The organism is Bradyrhizobium sp. 41S5 (assembly GCF_011516665.3).
GTDB classification, from domain to species: Bacteria; Pseudomonadota; Alphaproteobacteria; order Rhizobiales; family Xanthobacteraceae; genus Bradyrhizobium; species Bradyrhizobium quebecense.
The window spans coordinates 1,115,009-1,137,192 of record NZ_CP083721.1 but is presented as its reverse complement, the minus strand read 5'-3'; the positions used below and the strand labels follow the sequence as shown (position 1 = coordinate 1,137,192).

22 protein-coding genes and 1 tRNA gene are annotated in these 22,184 nt (G+C 59.6%); 11 read left to right on the top strand and 12 right to left on the bottom strand.

Going from position 1 to position 22,184, the window contains the following annotated elements; genetic code table 11:
• Positions 1-28: 28 nt before the first annotated feature.
• A complete protein-coding gene (locus HAP47_RS05370; RefSeq protein WP_371821799.1) occupies positions 29-286 on the bottom strand; it encodes a hypothetical protein in 258 nt (85 codons plus the stop codon).
• A 274-nt stretch (positions 287-560) separates the two neighbouring features.
• On the opposite strand from HAP47_RS05370, the gene HAP47_RS05365 reads away from it, so the two are divergent.
• From HAP47_RS05365 to HAP47_RS05350, 4 genes are all read left to right on the top strand, one after another.
• Positions 561-635 (top strand) — tRNA-Thr (locus HAP47_RS05365).
• A gap of 555 nt (positions 636-1,190) precedes the next feature.
• Positions 1,191-1,364 (top strand): hypothetical protein, encoded by a 174-nt coding sequence (locus tag HAP47_RS05360; protein WP_173639120.1) that lies wholly within the window; start codon positions 1,191-1,193, stop codon positions 1,362-1,364.
• A gap of 7 nt (positions 1,365-1,371) precedes the next feature.
• On the top strand, positions 1,372-2,052 hold the full coding sequence (locus HAP47_RS05355) for a Fic family protein (protein WP_173639121.1): 681 nt from the start codon (positions 1,372-1,374) through the stop codon (positions 2,050-2,052).
• Between the two features lie 242 nt (positions 2,053-2,294).
• Positions 2,295-3,920 (top strand): hypothetical protein, encoded by a 1,626-nt coding sequence (locus HAP47_RS05350; RefSeq protein ID WP_173639122.1) that lies wholly within the window; start codon positions 2,295-2,297, stop codon positions 3,918-3,920.
• A 10-nt stretch (positions 3,921-3,930) separates the two neighbouring features.
• Here the strand turns inward: HAP47_RS05350 and HAP47_RS05345 are convergent, their stop codons facing one another.
• Positions 3,931-5,820 (bottom strand): hypothetical protein, encoded by a 1,890-nt coding sequence (locus tag HAP47_RS05345; RefSeq protein ID WP_173639123.1) that lies wholly within the window; start codon positions 5,818-5,820, stop codon positions 3,931-3,933.
• A gap of 121 nt (positions 5,821-5,941) precedes the next feature.
• A complete protein-coding gene (locus HAP47_RS05340) occupies positions 5,942-9,391 on the bottom strand; it encodes a phage tail tape measure protein (protein ID WP_173639124.1) in 3,450 nt (1,149 codons plus the stop codon).
• A gap of 719 nt (positions 9,392-10,110) precedes the next feature.
• Between HAP47_RS05340 and HAP47_RS05335 the strand changes: the two genes are divergently transcribed.
• Positions 10,111-10,665 (top strand): recombinase family protein, encoded by a 555-nt coding sequence (locus tag HAP47_RS05335; RefSeq protein WP_173639125.1) that lies wholly within the window; start codon positions 10,111-10,113, stop codon positions 10,663-10,665.
• Positions 10,666-10,986: 321 nt separating this feature from the next.
• Here the strand turns inward: HAP47_RS05335 and HAP47_RS05330 are convergent, their stop codons facing one another.
• The 3 genes from HAP47_RS05330 to HAP47_RS05320 all read right to left on the bottom strand — a co-directional run bounded on the left by HAP47_RS05330 (position 10,987) and on the right by HAP47_RS05320 (position 12,009).
• Positions 10,987-11,247, bottom strand: a complete 261-nt coding sequence (locus HAP47_RS05330; protein WP_173639126.1) for a hypothetical protein — start codon at positions 11,245-11,247, stop codon at positions 10,987-10,989.
• A 181-nt stretch (positions 11,248-11,428) separates the two neighbouring features.
• Positions 11,429-11,812, bottom strand: a complete 384-nt coding sequence (locus HAP47_RS05325; protein ID WP_173639127.1) for a hypothetical protein — start codon at positions 11,810-11,812, stop codon at positions 11,429-11,431.
• On the bottom strand, positions 11,812-12,009 hold the full coding sequence (locus HAP47_RS05320; protein WP_173639128.1) for a hypothetical protein: 198 nt from the start codon (positions 12,007-12,009) through the stop codon (positions 11,812-11,814). Before HAP47_RS05320 ends, HAP47_RS05325 begins: the two co-directional genes overlap by 1 nt.
• A gap of 522 nt (positions 12,010-12,531) precedes the next feature.
• On the opposite strand from HAP47_RS05320, the gene HAP47_RS05315 reads away from it, so the two are divergent.
• Entirely contained in the window at positions 12,532-12,762 is a 231-nt protein-coding gene (locus HAP47_RS05315; protein ID WP_173639129.1) for a hypothetical protein, read from the top strand.
• A gap of 52 nt (positions 12,763-12,814) precedes the next feature.
• Here HAP47_RS05315 and HAP47_RS05310 read toward each other — a convergent pair whose 3' ends face one another.
• The 4 genes from HAP47_RS05310 to HAP47_RS05295 form a co-directional block, all read right to left on the bottom strand.
• Positions 12,815-13,717: a helix-turn-helix domain-containing protein gene (locus HAP47_RS05310; protein ID WP_176396235.1), complete on the bottom strand. Its 903-nt coding sequence runs from the start codon at positions 13,715-13,717 to the stop codon at positions 12,815-12,817.
• 89 nt (positions 13,718-13,806) lie between these two features.
• Positions 13,807-13,983: a ribbon-helix-helix domain-containing protein gene (locus HAP47_RS05305; protein WP_173639131.1), complete on the bottom strand. Its 177-nt coding sequence runs from the start codon at positions 13,981-13,983 to the stop codon at positions 13,807-13,809.
• Positions 13,984-14,244: 261 nt separating this feature from the next.
• Entirely contained in the window at positions 14,245-15,237 is a 993-nt protein-coding gene (locus tag HAP47_RS05300; RefSeq protein WP_173639132.1) for a XamI family restriction endonuclease, read from the bottom strand.
• On the bottom strand, positions 15,234-16,814 hold the full coding sequence (locus HAP47_RS05295; RefSeq protein WP_173639133.1) for an Eco57I restriction-modification methylase domain-containing protein: 1,581 nt from the start codon (positions 16,812-16,814) through the stop codon (positions 15,234-15,236). The genes HAP47_RS05300 and HAP47_RS05295 overlap by 4 nt, the downstream gene beginning before the upstream one ends.
• 348 nt (positions 16,815-17,162) lie before the next feature.
• On the opposite strand from HAP47_RS05295, the gene HAP47_RS05290 reads away from it, so the two are divergent.
• From HAP47_RS05290 to HAP47_RS05270, 5 genes are all read left to right on the top strand, one after another.
• Complete coding sequence (locus tag HAP47_RS05290) at positions 17,163-18,089, top strand: restriction endonuclease (RefSeq protein WP_173639134.1); 927 nt, start codon at positions 17,163-17,165, stop codon at positions 18,087-18,089.
• 432 nt (positions 18,090-18,521) lie between these two features.
• Positions 18,522-19,400 carry a hypothetical protein gene (locus HAP47_RS05285; RefSeq protein ID WP_173639135.1) on the top strand — a complete coding sequence of 293 codons (879 nt, stop codon included), beginning with the start codon at positions 18,522-18,524 and terminating at the stop codon, positions 19,398-19,400.
• Positions 19,394-19,711 (top strand): STAS-like domain-containing protein, encoded by a 318-nt coding sequence (locus HAP47_RS05280; protein WP_173639136.1) that lies wholly within the window; start codon positions 19,394-19,396, stop codon positions 19,709-19,711. The genes HAP47_RS05285 and HAP47_RS05280 overlap by 7 nt, the downstream gene beginning before the upstream one ends.
• 657 nt (positions 19,712-20,368) lie before the next feature.
• A complete protein-coding gene (locus tag HAP47_RS05275; RefSeq protein ID WP_173639137.1) occupies positions 20,369-20,641 on the top strand; it encodes a hypothetical protein in 273 nt (90 codons plus the stop codon).
• Between the two features lie 57 nt (positions 20,642-20,698).
• Positions 20,699-20,887, top strand: coding sequence for a hypothetical protein (locus HAP47_RS05270; RefSeq protein ID WP_173639138.1), 189 nt, complete (start codon positions 20,699-20,701; stop codon positions 20,885-20,887).
• 108 nt (positions 20,888-20,995) lie between these two features.
• Here HAP47_RS05270 and HAP47_RS05265 read toward each other — a convergent pair whose 3' ends face one another.
• Positions 20,996-21,514: a hypothetical protein gene (locus HAP47_RS05265; protein ID WP_173639139.1), complete on the bottom strand. Its 519-nt coding sequence runs from the start codon at positions 21,512-21,514 to the stop codon at positions 20,996-20,998.
• Positions 21,515-21,847: 333 nt separating this feature from the next.
• Positions 21,848-22,123: a hypothetical protein gene (locus tag HAP47_RS05260; RefSeq protein ID WP_173639140.1), complete on the bottom strand. Its 276-nt coding sequence runs from the start codon at positions 22,121-22,123 to the stop codon at positions 21,848-21,850.
• Positions 22,124-22,184 lie beyond the last annotated feature (61 nt).

The following is a 22,184-nucleotide window of genomic DNA, read 5'->3' as shown; positions in this document are numbered from 1 at the left end:
CTTCTTGTTGCAACACACACGAGCCGGCTTAGCGGCCCGACTCGTTTCCATCGGCGTCATCTAGCGAGCCGCCATCTAGTGAGCCATGGGCCGGTTCGGAAGAGGCCCCATCCTCGCGACCGCGCGCCTGCGATTTCCGCCGCTTCAGATTTTCGCGCAGCGCCAGCTTGAGACGATCCTGTCGTGAATCCTTCACGCGGGCTCCGGCCTGCCCGCCGCCCTTGCCTTGATCGCCTGTCATTCCCGAAACTCTCAAACCGCCGACGTCCTGCGCGAGGCCGACCATAGCCAATGGCCGCCGCCCGCGCACCCTGCCCGGTCGGCCAGTTGCGCGCGATGCCATGATTCGGCGGCGGGACGGATCAGGAGCTTTCCGGCTGGAACGGAACCCGATCGGACCGAAATCGGCCGGATTGGACGGAATCACTGGCGAGGAACGCCGATTTCTGCCGATTTCGCCGCCAACAGGGGCGCTGTTTCGCTTGCACCAACGGGAGGCCTGTGGCAAGAACCGCCCGCTTGGACGGGCCCATGGGGCCGATTCAATTTTTCCCGGGCACGCTGCCGTAGCTCAGTGGTAGAGCACTCCATTGGTAATGGAGAGGTCGACAGTTCAATCCTGTCTGGCAGCACCAGGACCTTCCACTGACGAGAGCCGCGGCAAACGCGCACTGCGGGGCACCGGCAACGCAATGCGCCAGCCCGTCACGAAGGGCGCATCGGAGTCACCCCGAAGTCTGCCTCGCCCTATTGATGAAGTATGCTCTGAGGGCAGTGTCTTTGGTAAGCATGTTCGCACGCCTCTCGACTTCCTCCATCGAACGGCACTCAGGACGCTTTAGAAGGTCGTTGAGATATTCGTCTACTTCGCTCTCATACTCCAACATGAACGGTTCTACAGGACCTACTGCCATCTCTTTTCTCCCCTCGCTTAGCGTTGACCGCCAATACCAGAACTCATCGTGTACAGCCCCTTGCCACACGCACGCTCAGAGGCCACATCTCCGTACGTGGCCGACTGCTCGTGGTCGAGGGCCACGACGACTTGAAATCGTCCTTGGCAGCTCGACACGACTGCACGAGTCACCTAAACGCCGCATCGGAAACGATACGTACTTTTACCAGCGATTAGGAACTTTACAGGAACGTGAGCCGTTCGCTATGATCGCTTCGACAAGGGGAGTGGCTCGATGACTGATGACCTTAAGGAACTGATTGAGCGAGCTCGCCACATCGAGATGACTCCGGATCAATTGGGCGAGCAGCGCCGCAGCTTCGCGTACGGCAACACCCACATCGAGAACGAGCGGATCACGCGGGAGATGGTTGCAGCGCTCGACAAGAAGCTCCATTCGAGCGAGTAGCTGAAGCGTGGCAGATGACCGGCATAGCGTAGCCGAGACAGCGCCACTTCTTAGCGATCCAGATGAAGTTGCGCGGCGCGAAGCGGAAAATGGCATACGCCAGTTTGATCTCGCGCTTGAGATGATCCGGTCATTTGTCAAAGAACCGGAACGCCCGTTCCGTCTGCGATCCAGCTTAGTCCTTAAGTTGCATCAAGCTGCTTTGAACGGCATCCATCCCTTGGCGGGGACGTGGCGCAACACGAATGTGACAATCCATGGCAGCAAGCATCAACCGCCGGAAGCTCCGTTCGTCTCCGAGGAGATCGAGCATCTTTGCGACTACGTAAACGATAACTGGTCGATGAGTGCTGTGCATCTCGCTGCGTATGTTTTGTGGCGGCTCAACTGGATACATCCCTTTGCCGACGGCAACGGTCGCACAGCCCGTGCTGTGTCGTACGTCGTGATGAGCATCAAACTGGACAGTTTACTACCAGGCGCTCCGACAATTCCCGAACAGATCGCTGGAAACAAGAAGCCTTATTACGATGCCCTTGAAGCGGCTGATCAACGCCTCACTGAGGGAGCAACAGACGTGAGCGCATTGGAAGAACTGCTGGACGGGATGCTGGCAAAGCAGCTCGTTAGCGCAGCCAAGCAGGCAAAGGGGGAGGCGCAAAGTCCTTCAAGCCGCACCTATCACTGACCTGCAAGGATGCTTGGCGCGAACCGACCGCGACGTGACGGGCGCTTACTCGGCTGATGTTCAGCAAGCAATGGCCGGAGCGAAAAGCTCGACTATTTCAGTGAAAGAGGGACTTCCTTCGACAGTTCAATCCTGTCTGGCAGCACCATCTATCCTATTGGATGTGTTGATTTTATTGGAAATTCGGTCCTGAGTGCCACACGAAAGTGCCACACAGACCAATGGTTTCCTTGAACTTCTCAATGTCCACTCGCGCCCGATCCAGCATCCCCCAGTTCCGTGTTCGCGTCCCCACCAAAGTCGTCGCTCCGCTGCGCGGCAAGCGCGTGCTGCTCAGTCTTGGCACCGAACGACCCTTCATCAAGGTGGTGAAGATCGGGAGCGACGTTTCGTTCAGCCTAGAAACGGATGATCTACTCCTTGCCGCGGCTCGGCAGGCGAACGCACTGGATCATCTCCGCCGACTGTTCGAACTGACCGAAGCTGAGCCCGTCACCCTCTCGCACAAGGCGCTGGTCGCTCTGTCTGGCGAGGCGTACCGGATTTACAACGAAATCCATTCCGATAGTCCTGGCGACCCGGGTCCGTGGAGCTTTCACAAGGCCCTACATCGCGCGGCTCTGGAGGGCCGCATACAGTCCCCGCCACCAGCCGCGCTTATGCCGAATGAAGCGATGACCGCACTGGCGGTGTTTGGCGAAGGCGATCTCACCGCGGCTGTGAATGCCCTTCCAGCAGGCCAGTTTGATAGCCTGGAGGAGCGGTTTGGGTTGATCGGTGATTGGGTATTGATCCGACAGCGCATCCATCTCGCTCAGAGTGACCGACGCCGATTCCTGCATCTTGTCGGCACCGCTGCGCTGGATGCAGGCTGGCAGCTACGCCGTAACGCTGAAGGCGATTACTCGCCCGATCCAAAGGCGCAACGCTTCCCGTCCATCGAAACCGTAACGGCGATCAAACCAAAATTAAAAATCACCGAGCTATTTGGTGCGTGGTGGCAGGAGGCCAAGGCCACCGGCCGCTCCAAAAAAACCCACGACGTCTATAAGGGCGCCATAGACCGACTGATCAAACATTTGGGTCATGACGATGCCGGCCGCGTGACAGAGCAGGACATGCTGTCGTTCAAGGCTGCCCGGCTGGAGGTGGTGACTGCCAAGAGCTTGAAGGATGGTGATCTGCCTGGCATACGATCAGTATTCGGATGGGCGGTTGATAATCGCAAGCTGTCCAATAATCCGGCTAATGTCATCAAGATCAAGGCCGAGAAGAAAATCCGGACACGGTCTAAGGGTTTCACGGATCAGGAAGCTGGAGCAATTTTCAACTCTTGCCTCAGCTACGCTCAGAAGCCGAAAGAGGACGCAAAGACCGCAGCAGCTAAGAGATGGGCTCCGCTTATAGCGGCATACACAGGCTGCCGGATTGCCGAGGCGTTGCAGCTTCGGAAGGAAGACATTCGTAAGGAGGCCGGGCACCACGTTTTCGATCTCAACCCACTAGCCGGCAGCATCAAATCAGGGACGTACCGGCTTGTGCCAGTACATCAACACTTAATCGCTTTGGGCCTGCTGCGGTTTGTCGAGGAGTCTGGTGATGGCGCTCTTTTCGCAAAGGGCAGCTACAAGCGCGTGGTTGACTTCGTCCGAACAGTGGTGACGGACGGACGTGTCCAGCCAAATCACGGCTGGCGGCACCGTTTCAAAACGATCAGCCGCAATCTTGGGATGGATCACCGCATCGTTGATTGCATCCAAGGGCACGCGCCGCGAACAGCTGGTGAGGATTATGGAGACGTTTCGATCCAGGCGATGGCTCGCGCAATTGCCGCGATTCCGCGGATTACAACCAAACGTTCAACCTAACCCAAACCGCCTAGGACACCTCCCAGACGCGTTTCAGTATGCGCGCGGCAATCGCGGACTTATCGTGTGGTAAAAAGCGCCCATAGTGTTTCGCCACCATCTCGGGCGTATCTTGGATTGCGTAGCTCGCCTGCTCGTACGAGCCCGTCTGTTTTAGGATATGGGTAGCCAGAACGTCTCGCACGTTGTGTGGCCCGTGCGGCAGAAGTCCTTTTATCACGCCACGCCCGGTATGAGGATTATAAATCCCATGCCGCTGTATAATCAGCCGCCATGCTTCATAGAAGGTATACTGATCGTATGCGGCGCTCGTGCTGCTTTTCTTAGCAGTCTTTACGAAGAAGGTCCCGGGATCGGCGGCGGGACCAAGCAGCCACGCTCGATGGCGATCAAGATAGGCATCGATACGCTCATAGAGGCCACCCAGATCCGGCAATATTAGCCTGAACGGCTTCGACCCGAAAAAAGAGGATGAGGCATTTTTGAAAGCGACGGACGGAATAAAAACTTCCCATCCGCAATCTTTATCGCTCCAGCGCAGTTCGCCACATTTCATATCCTCAAGTTGTCTTTCAGAGGTTGGTATTCGCCCACGGAAACACACGCGAAGTTCGCGAAGGTTTTTCTGCCGTAACCCTAAATGAAGACCTAGCCTCAACATCAGGAACGATCGCACCATTTCTGCTGCGGAGCGAGGGTACCTTCGTTCATCAGGAGTCAAACGAGCGATTTCTTCCGTGATCTTCTTATATTCGCCCACCGGACTCTCAGCCTCAAGTATCGTCAAGATCGGCTCAAACGGGTCACGATGAATCCGAACTACACGGCTGATCTCCTTGACACGGTTTTTACCGTGCTTGCTCATGACATCGCAGACGTCGTCCCAATCGCATTTTGCGGCTACGATGTCGCCTTCAGAAACCAAACCCGGAATGGGTTTGAGCCGATCAGCGAGCGAAGGATTTTGTCGAAGCCAACCTGTCTCCTTTCGCACCATAGCGAGAGCGACACCGAGCATATCGAGCTCCCAATGCGTGTAGAAACCACGTCTGCGCTCACGCCATCGAAGATACCAATCCCATACCGCCGGAAAGACCAACATGGCGAAGCAGACACAATCAAGACCTGCACCGAAGCCGCGCACAGCTGCCTTGGGCGAGGCCGTCAGAGCACCGAACAGCAGACCCAAATGTTCCAGTTTCTGCGACGCGGTTTCTTCATTCCAGACGCCGCTGCGTTGAAGCCCGCGGTGGGTGAGCGTCGATGTCTTAAAGCACAACAAGTCCCGCATCTCTTCGTCGAGGGCCGCCGGTGCATCGACGACTGACGAAACTAATTCTTCGTTGATATCGGATTCTACATCCTCGGACTTTTCAACCGATACCCGTCGACGGCGCAATTGCAGCGCTCCAAATCTCACAGCGTATCTTGTTTTTATCGCTGCAGCATGGAACTTTCGATAACCAGTCGATCCGGTAATAATAACCTTATGAATCCAACTAAGGATTTCCGCCTGCTCCTCAGGAGTCCGAAAATTGAAATCATCTGGCAAATGCCATGAAAGGCGTCTTCGCTCAGCGGCTGATCTATCTTTGAGAATATGCCCGCGTGCGGCTCGCACTTGGTTCGGAATCTTGGCTTTGAAATAGCCTGGCGCAAGTTGATAGCGGCGCTCGATCCAGTTCAAAATCTCCATGCTCTGGACAGAACGCGGAACCTTTTCGCCGGTCGCCCATCGAATAAATGCGCGTTTGTCCAGGGTGTATCCCACTGATGTCATAGCCCGATGGAGGCTGTACGGCGTTTCTCCGTGGCGCTCGATCTGCAGCCTGAGAGCTTCTGCGAACGTGTCCAGCTTTGCGGGCTGGACTATCAAATTCGACAAGTGCGTCGTCGGCATCGTCGCCTTCGCTTGGGCCAAATCAGACGATGCCGACGATACTCAGCTACGCTTTGCGTAGCCATTTGCATTGACGCAAATGTCGCGGAAGTGAACAGACGCCGCAGGCACCTCACTCTGATCAAGTGTACTCGGACGCGGTGTCGTGGGTGCGCCAGTTCATCGACTCGTCGATCCGGCGCTGCACCAGCGTCGCCAGTGCTTCCGGATCGTGAGATGTACCGTTGATGTGGATGTTGATGGGTCCTGTCGAGCCCCCACGCATCTGTCCCGGACCGAGCCTCGGAGGCGCCTGAGCCGCAGGAACGTTCTGGATCACGCTGGACGGCACGTTGTCGGTGATGCCGTACTTCGTCCCCGGAACGGAGCCCATGTTGTGCAACTGGTACTGACTGTAACGACCGCGCTCTCCGTTGACATCGAAGTGCATTAGGTCGCGCCGACCGCCGCCGCCGAGCTGCGTTCCAAAGGCGCCGCCCCAGGCAAACTTGCCCTTCAGGTTCGGGTACCGAGCGAGCATTTCTCCGTACGAGTGGCGAGCGAGCAGCGTGTACATGCCGGTCGGATCTTCGCCGCGGTTCGAGATTGCTTTCCCGTCCGGGCCGATGATCTTGTAGTCGGCTGCACTGCCGTTGTGGTTGAGCTGTCCGGCGCCTCGGAAGCCCGAGGACATCTCGACCCTGTACCCGGCCGGCAAGTGCGTCGATGCAGCGTTCACGATCTCTTGCAAACGACGATCCACACCCTTGACGATCTTGCCAGTCCCAACACCTCCGCCAGCCGCACCGGCATCTCCGTCCAGCTTGTACCTCAGCGCGTCCAGGCTGTTTCCATACCTGGTTGGCGAGTTGTCGACCTTGGGAGACTCGAAGTTATTGGTCAGCGTGGAGGTGGCCCGGCGCATGTTATCGTCGCTTGCGCCCATCAGAGCGCTGCGAGACGGCGCGTAGGCCTTATCGGTCATGGCCTCGTGAGCCATATAACGCATCTGGCCTTCCAAGCTGTTCTTGGCATAGCCGTTGGCGCTCAACCACTTGAGCATCTTGTCACGACGTCCCAATCGGGCGCCGTAAATGCCGTAGCCCGTGCCACGATCGTGGACGAGGTTCGGGTTGAGACCGCTCTCAGCGATTGCCTGCCCCACCAGCAGTGAGGCCGCATGGTTCAGGTTCGCCTCGGGGACTCCCTCCCTACGGAGCTGGTCCATCGCGGCCTTCTTCGCCACACTCATGCTAGAGCCGGTGAACCCAGAGCCACCACGAGGTGCCGCACCGCCATCGCCGAAGGACGGGATCTTGTCGCGACTGATGATGCTGCCGCTGCGACCGACACCAAAATCCGGAAGGGCTTGGCCAGGAACACTCCTCACAATCGCCGGCAAACCACCGATGTATCCGCCACCAGACAGACCACGGCGGGAGCCGCCACCAAGGGCCGCATACTGCAACCCGCCGGTGCCGTTGCTGACGAACGCCGCGCGCTCGATCTTGCCGGTGAACTTGTTCAGGTTATCCGACAGGTCGCTAGTACGGCGCATGCCAGAGAAGTCGGTCGCTCCGCCGAAGCTCGTCGGCTGGAACAGCGGATCGCCTGATGGCTTGTAGCCTCGAAGTTTCTTCTTCTCTTCAATGCGTTCCTGCCAATCTTTGTAGGACTCGCGACGGCCGGTCTTGGGATCAGTTCTGCGGATGTGTTCGTCTGCAACACCCCGATCCTGATTCCGTGCAGCGAACAGGCTGAGCAACCCAACAGCGGCGGCGCTGCTGCCTATGAAGGTGAGCGCTTGACCAAGGCCGGTCAGTCCAAGGGCGAGCGTCGTGACGACGCTCAGCACTGGCGACAGCGCTGCCAAGGCAACGGTGAGGCCAGTCAGCTGCGCGACCAAGTTGCCCATCTCTCGCGCATCCGCCGGATTCTTCCCGGCGAGGATTCCAAGCGCTGAGAATGCTGTCTTCAGTCCGCTGGCAAATTCGCGAACCCCTTCCGCGAATCCTTTGCCGAACTCGCGCCACTTCGCGACGGTCCCGGCATCGAAGTTGTCGGCCACGGATTTGACGATTTCGCCCCAATCCTTGAGTCCGAAGCCCTCGCGAGCGCCATCGATCAGCGCTGCGACGTGTTCCCGGATCGTGTCGAAGTTGAACTTGTCAGCGAGGCTGATGATGGAGTCGGAGATTTTTTCGAACCAGTCCTCAAGGCCCGCACCGACACGCTCCCAAACGAGACCTAGCGCGGCGCTGATCGAGGCCCACCGGCCCTGCATCGAACGGATTTTCTGCAACGCCGTGCGGTCGAGGAAACCCGGTTTGCTTTCGATATCCCGTACTACGTCCTTCAGTTTGTCGCGACCGAGGACCAAAGTTAACAACTCGTCCATCCACTCGCGACCACCGATCTGCTTTGCTACCTTCGTCCGCAGCTTCTCTGGGAGGCGGGCGAGACCATCAAGGATTTGCTGGATTGCTTCCATCGGCCGTTCACGCATGGCCTTCGCCATCGCACCACGACTACCAAAGCCTAGGGTGTTCGCGGCGGAGCCAAGGTCCTTCGCTTGCTGACCACGAGCGGAGTCGGCACCGGCAAGCTGAGAGGTCAAGAAAGAAACGAAAGTGCCAGATTTGAAACTCTGAGTTCCCAGACTGATTTGCGTTGCGTCGAGTGCAGCAAGCTGCTCCGGCGTCATCTTCGTGGTCGCGAGCGCAGACAAACTGCGGCGCATGGCCTCGATGATCTCGTTTCCATCGGCGGCCGTCGAGTTGTTCGCCACCGCGACAGCATTCAAGATTTTGCTGAAGCGGCCGGTGTCCCACGGCATCTGAGTCGAGAGGCGGCCCAGCAGCTTGCCAACAGCTTCCGGGTTCACGTCCAGACCAGCTTGCGCCTTCAGAGCGAGGTCTGCAAATTCGGCAGCGTACTGCCGTGCCACGCCGGCCTTGAGTCCCTCGATCGCCGTGTCGAGAACCTTGGTTGTACCAATGCCGTATTTGATGCCGGCCTTGTCCGCGAAGTCCTTCCGGAGTTTTACGACCTCGCCACTGCTGAGGTCTCCGAACATCTGTGCCCGCACTTCAGCGGCTTGCGTCTCCATCCGCTTTCGGAGTGCGGACACAACGCCGGCTCCAGTGATGGCGGCGCCGGCAGCAATGGTGCGGATGTTCGGCGCGGGCAGACGAACACCACCGTAGGACCTGCCGGATGCGGCCCGACGTTCTGCGGCAACGCGGCGTTCGATCTGGCGCTGATATGAGGACTCGAGCCGCTCCAGGTTGGCATAGAGCCGCCGAGCGTCATTGAGGCGCTGGCTGGACGCTTTGCCCCAATCCGCCGAATAGCCGCGAGCGGCGGACCGGCTGAGATTCTGCAGGCCTTGCATCTGAGCGGAAACCGCCTTCGCCGCACGGCCAACGCCGTCGAACGATTGCTGGCCAACGCGGCCCAGGCCGGCCATGTTGGCGTTGAAGCGCCTCGTTACGCTTTCGACCTCTCGCAGGTTCGAAAGGAATTTCTTGAGCACGGGTGACAATTCGTCCGAGCCAATGAGTCTGGCGCGGATATCGAGGTTCTCGGACATTTAGGTCTCTTGTGGTTGTGGTTTGGAGCAACGGAGGGAAAAGGCCCCTTTTGGCGTTGCGGCTGAGAAAATGCATTCGAATGCACCCGCCCGATTTCTTTGGGGGTGGGGGTCTCCCAAACGTCAAGGCGGTACATCGGAAGGGGTCCGGAGGAATTCGCTTTTTCCGGAAAAATAATCTGAGCTTGGTGACCGATGGTGGCGGCCATGCCGTACAAAAGTTTCGCCCCACGCGGCATTCTCGGTGCTGGGAAACCTTCGCCAGACCGCGGCGTGGCGGAGACGGTGAGGACGATGGTGATCGTGATCCATCACGGTGCCGCGATGCAGGCGCACCGGCCGGCTCGTGGTCTGTCACCTGTGCGGGACCTGCCCCGCGTCGGGGACCTGGACGGTCGGGGGATGGCTGTCACCTGCCCGGCACGACTGCACCGCGCCTAGGGTTATGAGAGCCAGCACGCGGGCGGTGACGTGCTAACCGACTGGTCGAGAGCTGCTTGCTACGACCGAGCGCGGTGCAGCCATGGCTGTGGCTTCGCAGCAGCCCTCGCGATGGTGCAGCCAGCACAGGAGGCAGGCAGGACCACCGCGCAGCAGGGCGGTGACCAAACAGGTCCGGACTTTCAAAAAGTGTACCTTGTGAAAGTTTTTCTTGACCACTGAAAACCAAGGCTTTAGAACTTTCATAAGTTAGACTTTCAAAAGTGAGATTTCGGACCATGAAATACGGATATGCCCGCGTCTCCTCGACCACACAGGACCATGAGTCTCAGATCGAGGCCTTGAAGGCCGCCGGCTGCGAGCGGGTCTTTGCAGAGAAGCAATCGGGCAAGTCTGTAACCGGGCGCCGCGAGTTCGAACGGCTCTTGAAGTCCATCGGAGCCGGCGACGTGATCGTGGTGACCAAACTCGACCGACTCGCCCGTTCCAGCCGCGACCTGCACAACATCCTCCATACCTTGCAAGAGAAGGGCGCTGGCCTCGTCTCGTTGGGTGAGTCTTGGTGCGATACCACGACCGATGTCGGCCGGCTGATGCTGACGATCATGGGCGGCATCGCGGAGTTTGAGCGGGGGCTGATCCGGTCCCGGTGCGAGGCTGGCATAGAGCGGGCTAAGGCCAAGGGCACCACGTTCGGACGCCCCAAGGCCCTCGATGCAGGACAACGCCGCAAGATCGCGGAGCGCTACGCGAATGGTGAGACTATGGCGGAACTTGCCCGCGAGTATGAGGTATCGGAGCCGACCGTCTGGCGTGTCCTCAAGGCAGCCTGATCGTTCACCGGAACTCCTTGCAGGCGTCGCCGCTCCGGAACGTCCCGGAGGGGCAGGCTGTACCAGGGATGTGCGGGTAGGCGCGGGGCGTGTCCCGGTGCAGCGCCTCGCAGAAGTTGCCAAGGCCTACAAACCCCGTGGGGCAAGTGCCGGTGCGCGGGATGCGCTCTCGGCCCTCGCGGGTCGGTGTTGGATAGGGGTCGGCAACGGCGGGAGGCGCGATCATGAGAGCCAACGCGATCGTGCCGGCGAGTCGTCTCAAAACCATGTGTCGCGCCTCCCTATGAACGGCAGTGTAGCGATCCACACTACCGTCCGATCTTAGCTGGCCATTTCGTCCCGAACAGACTTTAAGCGAGCCTGTGCATCGGCCAGCGCCACCTCCTGTGCGGTAAAGTCGCGACGGGCGTACCGCAATCGATCCTCTGCCTCCGACACAGCCTGCTCAGCGCTCGATAGGCGGCGACGCCGATCAAGGTCTAGCAACGCGGCTGTGCGCGCCTCTCGCACATCGTCGTCAACGAGATATTGCTCAGCCTTCAGCCGAGCGGCGTGCTGGCGAGCGATAATTCCAGGCTTCATTTCTAATTTTCCTCATTCCAGAGAGTTTCGATCAAGTCGATTTCGTCGGCAACCTCTCGCAGTCGCTCCGGGGGCGCGGTGACCGCGGCTACCCGGGCTGCGGCAAGGCGCTCCTGTAGACGCTCAACACGCGGCCCTTTCGATAGGGTTGGGGCATCGAATTGCGGCAGATGGCGCTTGCTCACTTCCAATGCCTTTCACGTTCAGCGAGGTGCTCAGCCGTAACTCCCGTGGCTTTCGACCGAACGGTTTGCCAATCGCTGGGTAACGCTCGCTTGCTGGGGTGCGCCTCTAGCTCCCGACGCATGGACTCGGTCAGATTGACGGTGGGTTTGCTGTCCGGCCTGTCCTCGACTCCGTCGAAGGATTCCGGCATGGCAGCACGGAGTGAACGAGCGAGGTCAGCCGGGCTGATGCTACCCTTGGACGGCAAGGTGATGAGGCCATGGGTCAAGGTGGCGCCAGCAAGGATGGTTGCGGCCTCTCGCATGACGTTCTGGTTGGGCTGGAAGCCCTGCCGGCGGCATTCCGCAATGAACGCATCCTCCAGATGATCGTCTGACATCACGCTGCCTCCACCTGGCGGCGCAGGCCTTGAACGATGAAGCGTCGCACAAGGCTGCTGCGATTGGGCGAACTCGGATCATCGACAGCGGCAGCTGCATCGATCCGGTCAACGAGGACCTTGGGCAGTCGCAGCGCGACGTGAGTCATTGGCGACGTGATCAACTCGTCCGCCGCGAAAGGCTCGTTCTTCTTCATAGGGTGGTCTCCAAAAAGCAAAAGCCCGCAAGGCGGATGCCAAGCGGGCTGCGGTTGTCTAGATATGATTGTGGCCCCACATGGGAGCGTGGGGGCTGGTGTATAGAAGTGCTATCCTGCCGAACTACGTACTACCCCCAGGGGGTATATGTCAACCATATCAGGGTACCTTGTGTCGGAGTCGGAAAATAATCCTGTCCTTTTAAGGGGTGTACAGGTTCGACGCATCAGCCAACACGACTTCATTCTCCCTGATCGTACCTTGTTTTCATGATCCCCATCGCACGATGTCGGAATGTCGCATGGCTCTAGTAGCCCCAGGGAGGGCGCTGGAGAGGATTTGCTGTGTGGCGGGTAGATACCCTATGCCCGTATGGACTATCGCGCTCTACGGTCGCGGCTGATCCATGGCGTGGCCTTGTTCCACCCTACGGTCAGTTGTGGGACGGGACTGGTCGCACTGCGGCTAACAGGACAAGCCGGGGGAGGTGAGCTAGTCTCACAACCCAAGAGGGAGGGGCTATGTCCAATCCGAATGAGCGAGTCCTGCGACATCCAGACGAGCAACCGCTGCTCGCCCGACTGCGTAGAGTGCAGGCATGGCGCCGTGCTCGACTTCAACGTCTGATGAACGATCCCGACATCGAGGCGAACGACCCGGACCGGCGTCGTGCCATCAAGGCTGCGCAGCGCTATACGGAAGTGGCGACGCGCGCCAGGGCGATCCGGATGGGGCTTATTGAGCCACCCTAGATCAGATCCCGCCGGCACCACCATGGAAAGTTGACCGGCGGGTCCACGCTGGTCAGATCGCAACCCCCTTTTTACTTCTGGGCCTCAGTGCCGGCTTCCCGTTATCCTTCCACGGTTCATCGGCCAACCATTTCACCGGATCGCGGTAATAACCCACGGTCTCCGTGCGACACTTTCGCCGAGCGGCAGTCAGGACCGACTCGAACTTTACTCCGGCCTTAGCGATGACACCCAGCTCTTTCTCCGTCGCCGCTACGTTCTTGCGTTCCGGCAAGGCGTTCCAAAACTTATCGCGCCAGTCCGTGGGCCAATCGGCCGGCTCGTTGTCTTGGGCTACGCTGCCTTGCTTGATCTCGACATCCAAAACACCAGCCGGCCCATCCCAACGCGGGGCGTTCTGTGTGTTCTCTTCACTGTGTTCATTCCCTGGGTTCAATTCACTGTGTTTATGGGTCATCGGTGACCTATCGTTGAGGTCATCGGTGACCGAGCGTGACGAGCATCCATGACCTATCGTTGGGTCGTCGGTGACCGATCGATTGGTCGTCATTGACCCATCGCTAAAGGGCTTGGTGATCCATGGTTCACCCTTCTGGAATTGGATATCGACTTGGCTGCTGGTCTTGAGACCCCTGAAGTATTTGGCGGCCGTGGTGATGAAGCCGGCATTGGTGAGTCGCTTGAACGAACGTTTCACTGTCGACTCCGCGACCCCAATCTCACGGGCGATCTGCGCATGGGACGGGTCACACTGACCGGTTTTGTTGTTGCGATGGCCGATCAGAGCCATCATGACGAACAGGTCAACTTGCAGGAGTTTCCTCTGTTTCTTGCCCTTCGCCTCTTCTTTCGCCTGCGCCTTCGTCAGAGCGGATAGCAGGTCCAGGCGCTCGGTGGGCGAGATGTAGAACTTGCTCTTGCTGTTTTCTTTTTCGGTTTTTTCGTGTAGTGTCATTTGTGAAGTTCGATCTTGGTCGGTCGGATGTGTGGATTGAGATTTGAAGCCCATGGCGCGCCAACGCCGGGGGCTTTTCCTTTTTTGGTCTACTTTGCTGCGGAGCGCTCCTCGGCTACCAGGTAGGCGATGATCGCCTGATCGATCAGTCGTGACCGGCTGACTCCTAGCCGGAGACTTGCTGCGTCAAGTGCGGCCCGGGTTCCTTGCGAAATTCGATATGAGGTGATCGTGCCGAACTTGGAGTTTGGATCGATCTTCGCCATGGTTCTCGTTCTCCGAAATGGAAAACGCCCCACAGCAGAGCCGCGAGGCGTTTCAAAAACTACAGACGGCGGCGCTTGGTGCCCGCCCATGTTCTTGTTTTGTACTACCCCATCCCCCGGCCCGCGTCAATAAACTATAGGTTGCATCTTTTGGTATTTACAATTTCAGTCTGTCGGGAGGGGGTGAGCAGGGTGTGTTCTGCATCCCCCCGGCATGGGGCGGGGCGCTCGTCGCTGCGGCAGAGCTGCGCCCGATCGGCGTTATGCTGCCTGCGATTTGATCCAGTCGATAAAGCCATCCATGTCGTGCGCCCACACCAAATACAGACCCCGCTTTTGAGCGGTTTGCAGATCGGCGAGCTTGAACACGCCAGACAGCAGCGCGACACTGATGATGTTTTTCCCTGCCTCGTTCCGATATGCCTCCGCCTTCGCGGCGGTGTCGTTCAACAGTCGCTTTGTGCTGTTGAGACCCGAGCTGGAATCCTTGGCTTCAAGCGCCACCATGCGGCCCGTGGCAAGAGCGATGAAGAGGTCCACTTTGCGGCTGTAGACCACGCACTCGCCATAGAAGTGGGGGTAAGTCGGATGATGACTCGGCTGTGTTATCCGTCCTTTCGGTGGAAAATTGGTCGCGGTGGTCACGTCCTTCTTTTTGCTTTTCGACCCGGTGACCTTCACGAAGCCGAGTTCTGTTAGGCGTGCCACCAACCTTTGTTCGACGACCTTGCCATGACCGCGACGCTCGGTCTGGAGGGACTGGGTCGCGTGCAGAGCGGTAGTCATGGCAATCGCAGACGCCAATTCGCGCCGCGTCGGTGGTCGTTTCGCTGCGACCCAGGGGAAGCGAAGTGGATCGGCCAGCTTGCAGATTAGGTTCAGCACCTGGACCGGCAGGGCGTTGTTCCCTGCCAGCTCGGTCTTACTGATGCCCTCGATCTTGCGCGTGACTAGCACACCGAGGTCGTCTTCAGAGACGGGAGGTCCGGTCACGTAGCGCAATGCATCGAACAGCTCTTCATCGAGCAGCACGCTTTGGACGATCTTCGCATCAGGGTTGTTGGGATCAACGCCGGCCAACCTCTTGAACAGCTTCAAGATCGCCGAGCGCCGCGCCTTGATGTGTGCAAGATATTTCCCGCCCGGCTCAGCCAGTCGGCGATCAACAAACTCCTCAAGGGCCTTCTGTGCCTCTTCAGCCAGCTCTATATCAGTCCAGACCCGCGGCGTCGGGCTTGTATTGGAGACCGTCATTGCACGTCCAGTGACGCCAGTTCCGGAATGTGCAGGCGGGCGACCTCGCCCGGTTCGAACTTCACCAGACCGCCCGCGTAGACCCGACCGGAAGCGAGCGAAACCGTCTCGCGGAGGTGCTTGGCGATGGCATCGAGCACACCGTCAGACAATGGCTGCACCGGATAAAGGCCATGCGAGATGTTGAGGTGCCGCGCCTTCGCTCGGTTGCGCACGAATGCCGGCGCACGCCGCGCCATGTAGGTGCAGAGGATCGCGGCCGGATGCTTGAGCCCGACCGACCACCAAGCGGGCCTATGCGTGGCGACGTAACTCTTGTGTGCTTTCGCCTGCTTCGCCCAAGCGAGAAAGGCGTCAACCCTGCGGCGCTCGTCGCTGTTCAGCTCGTCCAGATCGACTGGCAGGTCAATGACCTTGCGGAGCCCGGCGACAGTGGTGAGGTTCTCTCCGGCAGCCAGCAGCTCTCTCGCCTTGGTGATCGAAGGGAACAGGAAACGCGCCGGCAGATCAGCCGCTTCGTCGCCTGCAATCCAAACCTCATTGCAGCCGGTTACCTGTCCGCGGTGGACGCGGAAGAGTTCGCCCAACTCGATCTCTCCGTGGCGAACGTGGGGCGTATTTCGCACCAGGATAGACCAACGTGAAGCGCCTGCGACCTCGCTCCACGGCACACTGCGGCCAGCCGAAAGCGGCATCAGGTCCTGAATGGAGTCAACATGGCGAACGGTGAACTGATCGGGCCTATGACCGACCCGGAAACACGTGATCGCGCCGGTGCTCATCGTTCCATTGAACGGAAGCGCCTTGGAGTCGATGACGTGCAGAGCCGTGCCGCCCAAGCCATCGGCCAGCATCCGACGCAGCACCTTGCCGTAGTTCACATCCAGCCACTCGGCCGCGGTGATGAACGCGCCGAAATCTCCGGGCTTGGCAATTTGCCGCGTGCGTAAAAAGAAATGGACATGCAGGCCGGCCAGCGCGCTCGCCTCGAATCCCAACTCTCGGGCAGCATTCGAGAACCAGCTTTTCCACTTGGGGCCGATCTCATGATGCCGGACGTAAGGGGGGTTGCCGATGAAGAGCGTGGGGCCGTCGATCGGCGGCAGGTCAAGCGAACGATAGTCAATGGATTCGATCGTGAGGCGATCCGCGAAGCCCAGCACGGTCGCGTTGGCGCGCACCATGAGAGCTGCCAAGGGGTCAACCTCAACCGCGATCAGCTCAGCTCCGGGGAACGCCTTGGCGGCAGCCATGAGGAAGCGACCGCTGCCGGCGCCAGCATCGACCACGCGCCGAGGGCCTACAGCCTCCGCTGCGGCCCAAGCGACCATTGCGTCAACGATCGCGTTGGGGGTGTAGGTCTGACCCTGCTCGCGACGGGCCTCCGAACTGCGCACCTCACTGAAATAGTCGCCGAGCGGGTCCTGACCGGCGCGAATGAGAGTCCGGACCTGCCGAAGCTCTTCACGCGAAACCTTGACGGACGGCAGCACCAGACGGCGCTCCGGCGCGGGAAGTCTGGCCTTGCCGATCAGCGCACCGGCAAGTGCCGCTAGTTCGCTCTCGCTCGCAATCATGGTGCTGCCTTTGTCGGCTTGTTCTTTTCGTAGAGTGCCCAAAGCTCTTCGAACAATCTGCGAAGGCTGATCCCGCGACGCGCAGCCTCAGCCTTTACCTCTCGCGCCATGTCCGGCGAGAGGCTGATGCCGACTATCTGCCGGGTGCCCTTACGATCTCGTTCATTTGCCTGAGTCGACATGAAAAACACTTTGTCGACTTGTCGACGCAGGCGCAAGAGGGAGTCGGCCACAATCCCCGCTGACCACCGACCGCTGTGATAGCCTTTCGGACCTGATCGATCGTGTTTTCATCAGGACCTAGGTGCCTTACAACGGAACACGACTTTCAATTGAGATTTTTGTGACATGGCTATCCCAGATTACCAAACCCTGATGCTGCCGGTGCTGGAGCTTGCAAGCGAGGGTGAGCAGCGCGTCGCCGACGTAGTCGATCTTCTCGCGGACCGGCTTGGATTGACTGAGGAGGAGAGGCAGAAGCTTCTGCCGAGTGGGCGCCAGCGCATTCTGCACAATCGTATCCATTGGGCCAAATTCTACCTGACCAAAGCAGGATTCCTTAGTTCCCCGGGACGCGGACGGTTCTCCGCTACTGAAGCTGGCAAGGCGTTGCTCGACAAGAAGCCGACTCGGATTGATGTCTCCGTGCTGATGAAGCAACCCGAGTTCCGAGAATTCTATCGAAATGAGGGTCCGGCATCGAGTACCGCAGAGACAGCCTCCGGGACGGGCTCGACCGACACCGCGACGACGACGCCTGAAGAGCAGATAGAGGCTGCCTATCAAACTCTTGAAGGCACCCTTCGCGCCGACCTCCTCGATAGGATAGCGAAGAACAGTCCAGCCTTCTTCGAACAATTAATTGTCGACCTCCTCGTCGCTATGGGATACGGCGGATCGCATAAGAACGCCGCCGCTCAGCTTGGCCGATCTGGCGATGGAGGCGTTGATGGCGTGATCAATGAGGATCGGCTTGGGCTCGATCGCGTCTACGTTCAAGCCAAGCGCTACGCGGCCGGGAATGCAGTTGGTCGGCCGGACGTGCAGGCTTTTGTGGGCAGCCTTGTAGGGCTCGGCGCAAGCAAGGGTGTTTTCGTCACCACCTCCACTTTCAGCGCTCAGGCACGCGATTTTGTGAAGCATCTTTCGCAGCGCGTCGTCCTTCTCGACGGCGCGAGTCTCGCAGATCTGATGATCGAGCACGGCATTGGAGTTCGAACGAGCCGAACCATTGAGTTCAGGCGCTTGGATGAAGATTTCTTCGAAGAAGCATAGACTCAACCATTACAAAACTGTTGACCGACAAGATGTGCTCGACCACCTGCTACGCGAGCCGCTGGATGGCCATTTGAGCGGCGTCACGTGCTCAGTTAGCGCCACGCTTTGATCCGATGCAGCTTGCCGGACCGTTGCCACCACGGCGCGACATCGGGCCGATCGCCAGCATGCCGCCTCGCCGCCGGGAGACACCAAGAGCGCCCTCCTCTCGGAGCCAGAAGGTCAAGGCCGCTTTGGGTCAAAGTCAACAGAGAGCGCTGCTATGCTGTCCTCGACCGTGATCAAGGTGGCCACCACGCCGGAGGCAGTCAGGTTCGGCCCGGTGTTTTCACTTGTGTTGCGCAAGCCCTTCCCTCTCTAATGCGCTGGCGCAGGTTGCTGAGTCACGATTATACTACCGCGGTTTTTAAAGCTCGATTCGAGGTCGTGTTGCCTGCGCCGATTGTAAGGCTGCCGTATCAATTCAATGGACTGTCCCTGTCGAAGGTTGCAGCCGATCTCGCGGCGCATGCCGTGAACGGATGGCCGCCGGAGGTCAACATCGATTTCGGCAATCTCGGCTTTGTCCGACCGGCGGGCATCGTGTTTCTCAGCAACCTGTTCGCGTGGATGCAGGCAAAGGGCACCAAGATCACACTCGTCAACGTCGGCGGCAATGGTGACGCGGTCAGGTTCTTGGACGACTCGCTTTTCTTCGAACAGCATTGCGGGGCGAAGCTCCGCCCCGACGCATCGCCGAGGTCGACAACGCAGCCGCTGATGCGGATCGCCCACCAGAATTCCCACGCTTGGCTAGAGCACAACCTCGTTCCTTGGCTTGTCTCGCGGCTGTCGATCTCTCCCTCGTCGCTCTACATGTTCAAAAACTGCGTGGCCGAGCTGTTCAACAATATTCAGGACCACACCCAGCTCGACATAGGCACCATCTGCGCGCAGCACTTCCCCCGGGAGTCCTTGGTCTACATATCGTTGTCGGACATGGGGCTCGGCATCCCCGGCCGGGTCCGGACCAAGTTGCCGCAGTTGTCGGACGCGCAGGCCATCATCAAGGCAACCGAGGCCGGGTTCACCACCAAGACGACCCCCGGAAACCAAGGGATCGGCCTTGCCTACCTGCTCAACGCCGTCAAGGTTAACGGCGGAACTGTCTCGATTTACTCGCTCAATGCGATAGTTCGGTTCCCGCCCCAAGGTGGCCCGTTCATCGTCCCGAACGTCGGATTCTGCCCGGGGACGACTATCGACATTGTGCTCAGAACGGATACGATTGAACGCCTTCCCGATGACCGGGAAGACCTCGAATGGTGATGAAAATGCGAGAGCGTATAGTAGTAGCTCGCACTTCGGGCCGCGCAGATACTGCCGAGCAAGGCAGCCGCCTTTACGACGCCCTGTGCACCGCACTGGCGCGGCGGGATGCTGTCGTCGAGCTGGATTTTCAGAGCATCACCACCGCAACGTCGTCGTTTGCCAACCTTGCTTTCGTGCAGTTGCTCACAAGGTGGCCCTTGGCGGAATTGAAGCACCGCCTGAGGGTGGTCAACTCGACGCGCCAGATCAACGAGATGATCAAGTCCCGACTAGAGCGCGAGGGCAGTTCGGGCAAGGCGGTCGCTTAGGACCGCCTCTGCTGCGCGTGCGGCATCCGCTACCAACACCCGGACCACAGCTATGTCGCAGGACTGCCGGGGCCCCAACGGATTGGTAGTTTGCCGAGCGGATGCTGCCGCGCTTTGATGCGAGGCATGCGCGAGTGCGAGCTGGGCGCAGGCGTCTGGTGGCGCAGCCGCCATGGCTTGTTGGCAGACCGGTCGCCTCGTGAGCCGAGTGCGCGGCCGACTTCATCCCGTTCGAGGGTCAGCCAACTCCGAAGCGGCCCGCATGGCGGCGCTTAGACAAGGCGGACCGACAAGCGTCGGGAGCTGGTGCTGAAGCTACGGCTCGACGAGACTCGGTCGCTTGCGTCGCCCCGGCAGAGGTGTCGGCGCATGACCACCGGCATATGGAACCCGCACTTCGACGACTACACCTGCGGCGACATCGCAGTCTTCTCTGGCTTCTTCGGCTCGTGAGGTCTTGGACAAAGCGAGCGGAGAAGGGGACGAGGTGTGCGACAAGGTCCGGCGACTCCCTGCGGCGGGCTCGCTCAATGCTGACGTTCGGCTCGATCAAGGAGACTAAGGCCCCCGCCCTCAAGCACGCCGCGGCGCGGGGGCTGCGGGTCAGTGAGATCAGCGCCGAGCGCTCGCAGGCCTTGATCGAAGCCCTCGCAGGCCTTGATCGAAGCCGAGGCCTTAGTCGAGGACCTGATCGAGGGACTGAGGAAGCAGTTTCACGGCCAGCCGGTCACCGCGGCCACGGTCGACACCATCAAGGCGGCCATCAAGCGGATCACGTCTGAGCGGCAGCGCGCCGGCTGGCGGCACATCGACCTGTTCGACAACGCGACCATCGAACGCGACGGGCCGCGACTCGAGATCAAGGTCCCCGAGGCGGACTGGAAGCGTTGGGGCTTCACGGCCGCAGATGTGACTGTCCTCAGCGCGTAGCGCTCGCTACCCACGCCCGCCGTCGATATGCTCTCGGTCTCACCGAGACCATGCCCCATGATCGACCACACTGCCGAGATGGCCCGACTGATGAAGATCGCCGAGGCGATCGTTCGAGAGATGGATCGTCAAGGTGTCGCGGAAGCTGTGGCTAACCTCGGCTTCGACGTCATGGAGCTGGCGCGGGTGGTGGTGCGGGCGGCGGACGGTGACGTGATCCCATTCCGCAGGCCACCTGGTCAGTAAGGGAGCGCGGAGCGCTCACCACCGGCGGACTTCGTCCTGCTGATCGACATGGCGGCCGGCGCGGAACTTGGACTCTTCGTGCCGCAGGCACTCTCCGGTCTCGCCAATTCAGAACTTCGGCACTGGGTTTTGCTGGATGCTTTTGCGCCGCGTTGCCTCTTGGGCCTGCTCCATCAATCGATAATCCGTCAACGACAACATACCCGTTTGGAGTTCGAGCGTCGTTCCATTGGAGAGCGTGTCGGCGAACGTACCTGCTGTGAGCGTCCCGGGTTTCCCGATGGGCTTTAGCTTGACGCCGTACTGCTCTGTCACCGCATCCTGCAGTCGGTCTGACATGCCGGAAACGATAGCTCTGACCCTGACCAGCGGTCTCCCAGGTAGGTCCATGGCGAAGTACAGGTCAACCTGGCCATTATTTTCTCGATGTTTGCAGAGCTTCTGCCCAATGGGCTCGATCATGCCCTTGGTCGTCTGAGGACCGCCAGGCGAACAGATGACCGTTGTTGTTTGCATCGCTTGCTCCTCGCTTTCGCCCGGCTGAAAGCCGTACAGATCCAGCTTTCCGGCAAATGCCAAGCTTGAGCAAACCGCAGATGCAGCAAGGATCCCGAGGTGCAATCTCACTGTTGAAACTCCATCAGGGTCGGCGGCGACTGGCCGCGCGCTCCGTCATACCGCAAGCGCTTCCCAATGGCCACTTACGCAGCACAGCTTTGAGACCAGGGCGCGCCCTGCCGGCCGTCGCAGCCTGATTGGGACTGTCTTGGGCGAAGCCCTCGCTACCCACGGCCATTGACGCACGGCCCGAAAGGGCATTCGATCAGATCCTCAGCACTCCAAGGCTGAGAATCCCAACTACCGCACAAGGCGAGACCTCAACCCCACGGCCCCGAGCCCCGAGGTCTCGCTGCGGCAGTCGGCGCGTACCTGGGACTCTTCAGGGCGAAGCCCTCGCCGCTATTCGCAGGCGTCGACCTCTTCGTCTGAGAACTTCTCGGCCTCCCAGTCGACTCGGTTGCCGGCCAGTTCGAGCTGCTCGGCGACGATGCTGTAGTCCTCGAACGTCGCCTTCGGCCAAGGTGCCGTGTGAAGCGGGATCGCCTGACCCGGGTCGACGTCACCGGACTGAGCTGCGTTGCCGTAGCCATCGTGGCGGTCGGGATATTCGTTGCCGTGACCTCGACCCCCGACAGCGGGCTGCCGCAGCGAGACTACCGCTACAAGGTCATGCACCCATGCGAGTACCCGGAAGAAAGCAAGATGCCATGCCTGCAGAAATAGGGCGAAGCCCTCG